Consider the following 11965-nt stretch of genomic DNA (forward strand, 5'->3'; position numbering starts at 1 on the left):
TTAAAGAATATGAATAAAGGAACAGTAAAATTCTTCAACGATGCAAAAGGCTTCGGATTTATTAAAGGAGAAAACGAACAAGATATATTTGTACATGCTACAGGTTTAAACCAAGATATCCGTGAAAACGACAATGTAACTTACGATACAGAAAACGGAAGAAATGGTTTGAATGCGGTGAATGTATCATTAGCAAACTAGAATAACTAAAGTTCTTAAAAAGAGGCTGTCTATAACGTAGATAGCCTCTTTTTTTGTTCCTAATTGTCGGAATTGCAATGCTTTAAGTGAATGAGTGACTTGAATCAGAATATTTCGGCCCATTACAGTCTCAGTGCGTCAAAAAACACTCAAAACTGAGTGCTTATTACATTGCTCCATAACAAATTCTCATGACTTCCTACACCTATCAATTAACCACATAGAAACATAGGTCACATAGTTTTAGAGAATAATATTCTATGTTCCTATGTTCCTATGTTCCTATGTGGTTCAAATACCCATAAATAAAGGATGTTCATATTTTTCTTTCATTTTTTTGAAATAAAATTTGGATACTTAACGCTGTTAAGTATATTTGTACCATTCAATATTCAAAATGGGAATTAACGAACGTAAGGAAAGAGATAAAGAACTGTTGCAAAAAAGCATCCTCACAGCTGCTCGTGAAGTGTTTTTGGAAAAGGGTTTTGATCAAACGTCTATTCGCTCAATTGCCCAACGCATTGAATATAGTCCAACAACGATTTATCTATACTTCAAAGACAAAGACGCAATCCTTTTTGCGCTTCATTCCGAAGGATTTCAATTATTGGGAAGCAAATTGGAGGTGCTTTACTCGGTAGAGAATCCCTATGAACGCTTGAAAGCAATGGGACGAATTTATCTTCAGTTTGCTGCCGATTATCCAGATTACTATGATTTGATGTTTGTTCAAAAATCACCTTTGAGTAACTTGGAAGATGATGAACTTTGGAAAGAGGGTGCTTCTTCATTTGAAGGGTTGAAAGCAACCGTACAACAATGTATGGACCAAGGTTATTTACCGTTTTTAGATGCGGAAGCTGGCGCTTATTTAGTTTGGTCTGCAATGCACGGTATGTGTAATTTGTATGATCGCGGTCGATGTAAAGTATTGGATCCAGAAAAAAGTGAAAAAATTGTCGATATGGGGTTTGATGAGTTTATTCGTATGATGGATTCTTTTAAGATCTAATTTTTTAATAATTACTTAACACTGTTTAGTTAAATAACAATGATTACTATGGGGCGAAAAATTATTCTTCTAGTGGCGATTTCAATAAGTATGTTTCTGCATGCAACAGTTTGGTCGCAAGCAGTATTGGATAAATACATTCAACAAGGGTTGGATTCCAATTTAGTGCTCAAACAACGTTCCATTCAATTGGAAAAGGCTCTTCTAACTTTAACTACAGCAAAAAGCAATTTTTTGCCTTCTGTAAACTTCAATGCTTCGTATACAACTGCACAAGGCGGACGTTATGCTGATCTTCCTCTTGGAGATATGTTGAATCCGGTTTACACGACCTTGAATCAAATGACAGGAACGAATGCTTTCCCTCAAATTGAAAATCAACAAATTAATTTCTTACCAACCAATTTTTACGATACATATATTCGAACATCGGTTCCCTTATTGAATATGGATATCATTGCGAATAAACGTATTCAACAACAAAAAGTGGAGTTGAGCAACCTCGATATGCAAGTCTATGCACGTGAATTGGTGAAGAATATCAAAGTGTCCTATTACAATGTAATTCTGGCTTCAAAATCGGTAGATATTTATGAAGCGAATAAAAAAGTATTGGAACAAAACGTCGCGCTCAATGAAGCCTTAATCAAACAAGGAAAAGGATTGAAGGTGAATTTATTGAAAGCTCAAACGGAATTGATGAAAATGAATACGTCTATTTCTACGGCTAAAAATCAGTTGAAAAACGCACAAGCTTATTTCAATTTTCTAATAAATCGACCGCTTGATTCTGATATTTCGTTAGAAGAAACGGTGAGTGCTACTCCACAATTGGAAATAACTGAAAAACGGGAAGAAATTCAGTTAATCAATCAATCGATTGAAGTACAAGAGTCTGTTTTGAAAATGAATAAAAACTATTGGGTTCCGAAGGTGAATGCATTTTTAGATCTTGGTTCACAAGGCCAAGATTGGGAAGTGAGTAAAAAATCGGCCTATTACATGTTTGGTATTTCCGCATCTATTCCGATTTATAACGGTTCACGTAATCAACAACAAGTGAAACAAACGAAATATGAAATTGAAACTGCAAAACTACAATTGGATCAAGTTTCGCAGCAGTTGGAATTGCAGCGTCAGCAAGCACTCCGAAATGTGTTGAATGCACAAGAAAATTGGGAAACAGCTAAAGTACAATTAGAAGCTTCCAACCAATATTTTGCCTTAGTTTCAGGAGCAAATAGAGAAGGATTAACAAGTCAGCTTGAGTTTATTGATGCCTCCAATCAAGTAACCAATGCAGAATTATTTGTCCTCATTCAATATCAAAATTACTTGAGTTCACTCGCTGAACTTGAGCGAGCAGCAGCAACATATCCATTGAATATCAATAACTAAACTATTCGATTATGAAAAAAATAATAAGTTCAGCAATCTTTCTTTCATTCTTAATAGCTTCTTGTGGCTCGAAAGAAAAGACAACCAATGAAATTCCAAAAGTGGAAGTAATTCCAGTCAAATTAGCCTCTTTACAAGTACTAAATTCAAACGAAGAAATTCATGTTTCTGGACAATTTACTACCGATGACGAAACGTATTTGTCGTTTTTATCTGGCGGTGTAATCCAAAAACTATTTGTTCGTGAAGGCGATAAAGTTCAAAAAGGACAATTATTAGCAACCTTGGATTTGACGCTTGTAAAAGCTACTGTGAGTCAAGCTAAATTGGGCTTAGAAAAATCAAAACGCGATTTGGAAAGAGCGAAAAATTTGCAGAAAGAAGGCTTTGCAACCTTAGAACAGATGCAAAATGCACAAACCGCTGTAGATGTTGCCGAGGAGCAATTACAATCAGCCTTATTCAATTTGAAATACGCGGAAATTAGAGCGGTTTCAAATGGATTTATTTTGCGTAAAATGGCCAATCAAGGTCAATTAGTGAGTAGCGGGACTCCTGTTTTTCAAACAAATGGTGCCGGATCGAGTTCTTTTAAATTGAAAGTGGGGGTTAGTGATCGTCAGTGGAGTCAAATCAAAATTGGTGACGAAGCAGAAATTGAATCAGATGTTTTCAGAAATCAAACGGTAAAAGCAGTCGTTTCACGTAAATCAGAAAGTATTGATCCATTCAGTGGAACATTCACTGTGGAATTGGAATTAAAAGGAAAAGCTCCTCAAGGGCTAGCAAGTGGTGTTTTTGGTAAAGCTATTATTCACCTTTCTGAAACTTCCGAAAACTGGAAAATTCCTTACGAAGCTCTGCTCGATGGAAATGCCGATGAAGGATATGTGTTCATTTCAAACGACAAAAAAACAGTGAAGAAAGTTGCCGTGAAAATTGATAATTTGAATCAAAATGTAGTGGAAGTATCTGAAGGTTTAGAAGGATACAAGTTTGTGATTGTTTCAGGTGGACCTTACTTGAACGAAAATTCAACCATTTCAGTCAAATAATTCCACAACAATGAAAATCGCAACATACGCAGTGCGCAACTACCAATTTACCTTGGTGTTGTTCATTATGGCGATCGCTCTAGGAGTGAATACGCTACTTACTATGCCTCGAAGTGAGGATCCTGCCACAAATTCCCCGATGTTTCCAGTAATTGTGATTTATCCAGGAACAAGTCCTTCCGATATGGAAGAATTGGTGGTGAAACCGTTGGAAAAACAAATTTATAGCTTAGAGAACATTAAACGGATTAAAACGCAAATCAAAGATGGTGTAGCGATTTTGACTGTAGAATACAAATACGAATCGAATGTTGATGAGAAGTTTCAGGAACTGACTCGTGAAGTAAATGGAATGCGTTCTGAACTTCCAGCTGAAATTTTAAGCATTGAAGTGAAGAAATTGGTTGCTTCGGATGTAAATGTCATTCAGACAGCTTTGATTAGTGAAAACGCTTCACGAAAAAGTCTCAAGAAAACCGCTGAAGATTTGCAAGAACAGTTGGAAAAACTTCCGGAACTAAAGAATGTGAAGATTCATGGTCTATCGGAAGAACAGGTGAGAATTGATTTAAGAACGGATAAATTGGCGCAATTACATCTTCCTTTGAACGCTGTAGTTGGTACCATTCAAAGTGAAATTGCAAATATTCCTGGTGGAAGTATCGATGTGGGAACAAAGTCGCTCAATGTGAAAACGAGTGGAAATTATGTGTCGCTTGATGAAATTGCAAATACGATTATTTATGCTTCCGAAGGAAAAACTATTCCACTGAAAGATGTGGCTGATGTGTATTATGATTTTTCAGAAACGAAGCATATTACGAGACTAAACGGTCATCGTTGTGTGTTCGTGACAGCCGCGCAAAAAGAAGGATTCAATATTTCAGAAACACAAAAGAAGTATCAAAAAGTATTGGAGGAATTTGATGAAACACTTCCTTCAAATATGGATATGGTGAATCACTTTGATCAAGGTGATAATGTCAATGATCGCTTGGGAGGATTGGGAATTGATTTTCTCATCGCTATTTTATTGGTGGCTATTACCTTACTTCCATTGGGTGGTAGAGCTTCGTTGGTGGTGATGATTTCCATTCCACTTTCACTCGCAATTGGATTGGTCTTACTGAATGTGATGGGTTTTAATATCAATCAGTTGAGTATTGTTGGATTGGTTGTTGCACTTGGTTTACTCGTCGATGATAGCATTGTTGTTGTTGAAAATATTGAACGCTGGTTGCGAGAAGGGCATTCGCGAATGGATGCAACTTTGATGGCAACACAGCAAATTGGACTTTCAGTTGTGGGGTGTACCGTCACATTGATTATTGCTTTTTTACCTTTGGTATTCTTGCCAGAAGTTTCAGGGGATTTTATTCGAAGTCTTCCAATGGCGGTGATTGCGAGTGTCTTAGCTTCGATGGTGGTTTCACTCACAATTATTCCATTTTTGTCGAGCCGTTTATTGAAACAACACGATGGAAAGCACGATGGAAATATTTTCCTGAGAGCTCTTCAAAAAGGAATTTCAGGAACCTATTCCGTATTGCTGGATAAAGCATTGAAAAGACCTATAATTACAATGCTAATTGCATTGGGTGTTTTTGTCGGTTCTCTAGCGTTATTTCCAGTAATTGGTTTTAGTTTATTTCCAGCTTCGGAAAAACCACAATTCATGGTTGATGTAGTGGCTCCTTTGCAAACCAATCTCAAGCATACGAATGAAATTACAGAATATGTAGAGAAAGAATTAAAGAAAATTCCTGAAATACATTATTTCGCTACAAACGTTGGAAAAGGGAATCCACCTGTTTATTACAATGTGGCACAAGAAAATGAACGAAGTGACTTTGCTCAAGTCTTTGTTCAGCTGGACAAGCATGCAAGTGTTGATAAAAGACAAGAAATTACGGATCATTTGCGCTCTATTTTCAATGAATATCCAGGAGCTAAAATCGAGGTGAAGAATTTTGAACAAGGACCGCCAATGGTTGCCCCAGTTGAAGTTCGTTTATCTGGAGATAATTTGGATAGCTTGCGAAAATTGAGTCAGGAAGTAGAATATTTACTGAAGGAAATTCCAGGAACTATGTATGTTAATAATCCAATTGGAAACTTGAAGTCGGATTTCAAATTGGTTATTTCTAAGGAAAAAGCACGTGCTTTAGGTATAAATACGGTAGATATTGATAGAACGGTTCGTTTGGCAATTGCAGGAGTTGATTTGGGGACTTTTTCTGATGAAGACAACGATGAGTTTTCCATGCTTTTGACAACTCATAAAGGAGAACGAGCGACTTTGGATGTATTCAATCAATTGTATATCAACAATCAACAAGGGCAAGCGATTTTGCTTTCTCAGATTGCTCGTTTGGAGTTGGAAAGTTCTCCGTTGTTTATTAATCACTACAATAAAGTTAGAACAGTTTCCGTAAGTGCTTTTGCTCAAAAAGGAGTATTGGTGGATAATTTGATTAAGGAAGTCATTACTAAAATGGATGAGAAGAAATTACCCAAAGGATATTCGTATGTAATGGGAGGGGAATACGAATCTCGGAATGAATCTTTCGGTGGATTTAACACGATTATAACCATTACTGTTTTCTTATTCGTTGCCGTATTAATCTTACTTTTCAAAACATTCAAAAGTACTTTGATCGTATTGTCTGTAATTCCTCTTGGAATAGTTGGAGCAGTAATCGCTTTATGGATGACGGGGAATTCACTTTCATTTGTTGCGGTAATTGGTTTGATTGCACTTGCGGGAATTGAAGTTAAGAATTCTATTCTTTTGGTTGATTTCACCAATCATTTGCGAGAAGAAGGAAGAACCTTGGATGAAGCTATTCGAGAAGCGGGTGAAGTTCGTTTTTTGCCAATTGTTTTGACATCACTCACTGCGATTGGAGGTTTAATTCCAATTGCGATCTCAACGAATCCGCTAATCTCTCCATTGGCAATTGTTTTAATCGGAGGGTTGATTAGTTCGACCTTACTTTCAAGAGTGGTAACTCCGATTATTTACAAATTGATTCCACCGAAAGTGGAGGTGAAAAAATAATGATTACATGTAGGGACACGAAGCATCGCGTCCCTACATTTTTATTCGATTATTGAACAACCACTTTTTGAATAGTTATCTGCCCCTTCGAGATTAATTCCATAAAGTAAGTTCCAGCTTCTGGATTGATTAATTGAATTTTTCCATCATTTAGTTCAAAAGGTACGAGTTTACCTACGCTGTTGCGGATAGAACGAATCTGTAAATCCTTTTCAAACGGATAAATAGACCAAGATCCATTGTTTGGGTTCGGATAAATTGTTAATGTAGGTGAATCTGATTTGCAAGCCACATAGAACGGATCGTAGTTGGTTTCTTTTCCATCAAAATCAACTTGTACCAATCGGTAATACTGATCATTAGTTGTAGTTAAATTACCCAAATGAGATTCGTAGCGATGAGATATTGTCGTTGTCCCGTTACCTTTCACCATAGCGACTGTTTTCCATTTGTCGACATCAATCATCTGTTGAATTAAGAAATGACTGTTTTTTTCTTCATTTTCAGTTGACCAGTAAAAATCAATTTCGTTATCTGAACATTGGTAATGATAGTCGGATAAACTTACACCTAGAGCAGATGAATTGATTGTTATTTGTGCACAGGTTGTAGAGCAAGTTCCAACAGATTTCACGTAGTAAGTTGTTGGTGCAAGAACTGTCGGTGAGATAGTTGCGCCAGTTCCAATAAAAGTTCCATTGCATCCACCAGTATACCAATTGTAAACGGCACTTCCATTTGTAGTTGTTCCTCCAACTTGAGTCAGTGTTACAGGTTGTCCAGTTTGAATCAATGGGCTGGATGCATTAATTGCTGTAGGAGCAGTGTTTGTGAGTAAATTTCCTGTTACACGGTATTGAAGAGTTACTCCCCAAGTAACGGTATTGCCACCACCACATTTATCTCCAGCAGCTGTTGCGGAATACGAAGCAATCGTTGTAAAAGTAGTTGCATTTAAACCACCAGCAGGGATGCTGACAGTTTGCCAGCCTGTACTTGCTTCAATGATTTCTCCAAAGAACCAACCATCGTCTTCAAAAGCTCTCCAACGAAACGTGAAATTTGCGGGTAAAGCACAATTGTAAGCACGCGAACCAAATGTTTGATTGTATGTTCTAACTCCAGGACAATTTGCGGTGATTTCTTCGTCGAAAGACCCCAAACTAGTTCCATCCAAGATTTCGGCTTGCCAATTGGGATCACTATCTCCTTGAAGGAATCCATCCATATCGGCGATATCGCTGTTAACAGTGGAGATTCTGAATTCGATTGTAGTTTGGGCATTGGCCATTAGGCATGACAAAGTCAACGCCAAGGTTAAAATTGGTTTCATCGCAAGAGTTGTAAGGTGTAATATTTCTTCTAATCGGGCACAAAAGTACTTCTAAAAGTCCTATTCTATTGGAGTTAAGTGAATTTTAACGAAAAAATAAAGAAGTATTCAAAGTAACTTTTTGCTGATGAATAAGTTATGGTGTTTTTATCATATAAATGGATTCATTGAATAATAGGATGATTGTTTTAAAGTTTGAAAATAAGTTTTGTCATTGCTTTTAATAGATAAAATCGGTGTCAAAATGAACGCTTAACTTCAATTTATGATTCGACGGAGGTATCTAGCAATTTCTTCGGAATACCTCATTTGCATGATGATGGCGCTTTCAAATAATGGGTAGATTTGATTCAAAATACATACAAATGAAATATATCTTTTTTGTTTTTCAGTTTATACTTATTACAGCTGCTTTTTCCCAATCGAATCGGACATACTTTCTTGATTATGTGGAAAAGGACACGGTATTTATGGAGTGGAACTTGAAAGTTCTGGGAGATAAAACTGAAATTAGAACTTACTTTGATTCTCCCTTTGCATCATTTGACGGTGTTGCCATTCCTGCATTCCGTGATGTTTACTACGATGAGTTGAATAATGGAGTAGAAGTAACATGGCAAGATGGATTAAATTGGGATATTCTACAGGTCTTGCAAAAGAATGGAACAGAAACGAAAGCCGCTTTTTACGATGTGCGTTTACGCAAATATTGGACTCCATGGATGAGCCAAAAATTGGATCAGTTTTATCACATCAATTTCAATAACGAAACACATTTATTTGTCTTTGTGGATGAAAACGGTTTCTTGAATTACGTCTCTTCAAATGGACAATATCATCCGGTAACCACTTCTTATTCTAATATTCGACCAGCCTCTGGAAACTTTTTGATTGTAACAAAAAAAGAAGGAGAAGAATATTTGGCGGAATTAAAAGATAGCACGATTGTAGAACGATTTCCGATTTCCAGTTATTCAACAAGCAGTGAGTATGGAGATCCATTTTATATAAGCATAGGTACCAATTCTGCTTTTCAAAATTCGTTTCATGTCTTCAAAAAAGGAAATGGAAAATTTGGAATTTTCACAACTGAAGGTAAACTGATTGATCTCGATGCAGACACACTTGTTTCGGGTGATTATCAGCAATTAGTGAAGTATTATCGTGGAAATAGCATTGGTGCGGTAAACTGTTTTACAGGAGTTCGAAATGAATCAGAATATTTAGACGCGCGTTTTATGCCTTTGGGTGAAGCTGTTGTTCGGACAGGACCGAATAATGAAGGGATAATTGACGATAGAGGAAGAGCATTTGTGACGGATTATCTGGAGATGAATATTTCCAAAAAAGGAGGATATGAAGGCATTTCTCATTATTCAAACTATGAAACAGAAGATGGAAGAACGCTTGAGCAAGCGTACATTCCGTATGAGTACAAAAAGTTGAACTATACGCTTTTGACGGATTATCACCCAGAGTATATTTTGGCGCAAAATAAATCGAATAAATGGGGAATTATTGATGGGCTCAATACAACTGTTTATCCTTTTCAATACGATGAAATTCAGTTTTTAGAAGTAGGCTTTCCTTTCCGAGAGTTCGAACCACAGGGATTAACACGCATTGGTAAATTGCATGGAGTAATTGATTTCAGAAACCGGAAAGAACTTCCAGCTGTTTTTGATGAGGTGAAGTTTGTTGATGAGCAGGTTTTCCGGACTCGAAAAGCCACTAAATTCGGAATGGTAGATTATCAGTTGAACGAGCAGCTAACTCCCATCTTTGATGAGCTATTTGTGGAAATGTTCTTTGAATCGAATTGGCTAATTCATGCTCAAAAAGATGGGAAATGGTACAATGCTGTTTTCTATGAAGGACAGATTCCAAATCAGAACAAGTTATTGCAAGAAGCGCCTTGTGATTTGGTTATTAATAAGTTGGGGTTTATCAAAACGGAAAAAGGATATGATGTGATTGATTTAATCAGTCACACCTATATTGCTCGTAATGCTTCACCAATGGATTATCTGGATAACCAGTTTTTTCAATTGCTAAATAATCAAATCATCATAATCGATTCCAAAGGCAAAAATTTGTACAAGGAATCGTTTACCAATATCCATTTTGATGTGGGGAATCCGTATGAAATTACGAGCAGTAAAAATGGTGTTAAGTGGACTTATTACACCCTGAAAAAGGATAAAAGAACCTTTGTTTATTGAGAAAAGTAAGGTGACAAAGCTTGCCAAAGTCACCTTACTAAAAGATGTTTATACTAGTTGATGTTTCTTGATTTCATCAAAAACCCCATCCCACAAGTGCTTGCGCATTTCAAGTGACTTAAGGGAGTATTTTTCTGCTTCTTTCCATTTTTCGGCATCATCTCCACAAAGTTCACTGACCATTTGAAGCGCTAAATGTCCGTGGTGATCACCATCAATTTCAATGTGGCGATCCAAATAGAATTTGAAGGTTGCCAATTCTGTTGGAAATTTGGAGTTTAAGTCACTCACAATACTGTGGAACATATTTGGAATCAAATCTTCTCTTCCAAATGTGAAAACTGCGGCAATGATATGTGGTTTTCGTGTTGCTATCACCTCAAATGTAAACCGCAAAAATTGCTTAGCAGATTCTGGAATCGATACAGTTTCAATTGCTTCTTCTACCGTTTTTCCAGAATGAATATGACTGAAAAGCGCATCAATTCCGGTGCGAGAAGCACCTGTTTGTGCCATCGCATCCAAATACAATTCAAAATGACTTTTGCGAATTCCATCTCCCTTTTTTACATCATCCGCGGAAGCTAAATCCGATTCTTCTCCACAAACAATTTCATTGATGAGGTAGCGTACTTCTGCCGATCCAACCGGAAACCAAGGAACTTGAGTGCAGGTTAATTCATTCTGTAAAGCTTTCAATAAAGACATGAAATCCCAAACGGCATAAATATGATGTTCCATAAATATGCGAATATCTTCAATGGATTGAATTGCTTGGTAGCTTGGATGATTAACTATTTCGAAACGAATGGAATCCAGATTTTTTTGAAGCTGGTTTATTTGCGTACTAATCATAAGAGTTTAATACAATTAATTAAATGGGTGACTTTTGAGCCTTTATTAGAGTATTCGTAAAGCAGCCCCTACATTTGCAAAGATATTATACATTTTGAAACTCAGTCCTGTAAAATCAGAAGGAAATACAGGTTTCAATCCCCATTGAAGATTAGCTTGAACACTCCAGCGTTTTCCAATGAAAACCCCAGCTCCAGCATCAATCCCCAAATCCCATTTACCTTGTTGATCAGAGAAATCGAAATCAGCATGATCGATAATGACTTTTTCACCTAAAGAATTTCCATTTCGGATATAACCGTTAGAAACACTTCCTTCAAATTTCCCTTCCCATCTGTATGCGATGTAACCTCCAAGTCTGTAATACCATTGTTTATTCGGAATAAATACAGCATAAACAGGTAAGTTAAAATAAACATTGCGGGCTTTGGTATAATTAGTTCCCGTGAAATCGCCTTCAAATTTGGACGTTTGACCATTCTTTTCCTGCTCGATGGAGACACGATAATAAGCCACACTATCTGTTATTGACATTCCTTTGTAATCAATTTTTGCACTGAATCCTATACTCCATTTAGGGGTAATGTGATGTAACATTTCGTATCCGAAGGAAGGACAGAATTGCGGATCGTATTTGTTGATTTTTCGAATATTTGCAGGAAGAGATGTGGGAGACATCGCTCCAATATTCAGCCCGAAAACGATACTATGCGTAAATTTTCTTTCTTCAAAAGGATGTATTCTTTCCTTCTTTTCCTGAGCATGGATAGTGAAGCATTTGGTAGAAAGAAATAAGATGCTAATTATAATTATTAGTGCTTTCAT

General features: G+C 36.7%; 9 protein-coding genes. 6 read left to right on the forward strand and 3 right to left on the reverse strand.

Annotated features, from left to right (window positions below):
• Nucleotides 1-9 precede the first annotated feature (9 nt).
• The 5 genes from FLUTA_RS12835 (at nucleotide 10) to FLUTA_RS12855 (ending at nucleotide 6730) form a co-directional block, all read left to right on the forward strand.
• Entirely contained in the window at nucleotides 10-201 is a 192-nt protein-coding gene (locus FLUTA_RS12835) for a cold-shock protein (protein ID WP_013687311.1), read from the forward strand.
• A gap of 397 nt (nucleotides 202-598) precedes the next feature.
• Entirely contained in the window at nucleotides 599-1216 is a 618-nt protein-coding gene (locus FLUTA_RS12840; RefSeq protein WP_013687312.1) for a TetR/AcrR family transcriptional regulator, read from the forward strand.
• Nucleotides 1217-1264: 48 nt separating this feature from the next.
• Entirely contained in the window at nucleotides 1265-2614 is a 1350-nt protein-coding gene (locus tag FLUTA_RS12845) for a TolC family protein (RefSeq protein ID WP_043024315.1), read from the forward strand.
• A gap of 11 nt (nucleotides 2615-2625) precedes the next feature.
• On the forward strand, nucleotides 2626-3669 hold the full coding sequence (locus tag FLUTA_RS12850; RefSeq protein WP_013687314.1) for an efflux RND transporter periplasmic adaptor subunit: 1044 nt from the start codon (nucleotides 2626-2628) through the stop codon (nucleotides 3667-3669).
• Nucleotides 3670-3679: 10 nt separating this feature from the next.
• A complete protein-coding gene (locus FLUTA_RS12855; RefSeq protein ID WP_013687315.1) occupies nucleotides 3680-6730 on the forward strand; it encodes an efflux RND transporter permease subunit in 3051 nt (1016 codons plus the stop codon).
• 49 nt (nucleotides 6731-6779) lie between these two features.
• On the opposite strand, the gene FLUTA_RS12860 is transcribed toward FLUTA_RS12855, so the two are convergent.
• Complete coding sequence (locus FLUTA_RS12860; RefSeq protein WP_013687316.1) at nucleotides 6780-8063, reverse strand: Ig-like domain-containing protein; 1284 nt, start codon at nucleotides 8061-8063, stop codon at nucleotides 6780-6782.
• 365 nt (nucleotides 8064-8428) lie between these two features.
• On the opposite strand from FLUTA_RS12860, the gene FLUTA_RS12865 reads away from it, so the two are divergent.
• Nucleotides 8429-10285 carry a WG repeat-containing protein gene (locus FLUTA_RS12865; RefSeq protein ID WP_013687317.1) on the forward strand — a complete coding sequence of 619 codons (1857 nt, stop codon included), beginning with the start codon at nucleotides 8429-8431 and terminating at the stop codon, nucleotides 10283-10285.
• 48 nt (nucleotides 10286-10333) lie between these two features.
• Here FLUTA_RS12865 and FLUTA_RS12870 read toward each other — a convergent pair whose 3' ends face one another.
• Together FLUTA_RS12870 and FLUTA_RS12875 are read right to left on the reverse strand one after the other, a co-directional pair.
• Nucleotides 10334-11140, reverse strand: a complete 807-nt coding sequence (locus FLUTA_RS12870; protein WP_013687318.1) for a DUF3050 domain-containing protein — start codon at nucleotides 11138-11140, stop codon at nucleotides 10334-10336.
• Between the two features lie 45 nt (nucleotides 11141-11185).
• A complete protein-coding gene (locus tag FLUTA_RS12875; protein WP_013687319.1) occupies nucleotides 11186-11965 on the reverse strand; it encodes a porin family protein in 780 nt (259 codons plus the stop codon).

The sequence above is a fragment of the Fluviicola taffensis DSM 16823 genome, from assembly GCF_000194605.1.
Classification (GTDB): Bacteria; Bacteroidota; Bacteroidia; order Flavobacteriales_D; family Crocinitomicaceae; genus Fluviicola; species Fluviicola taffensis.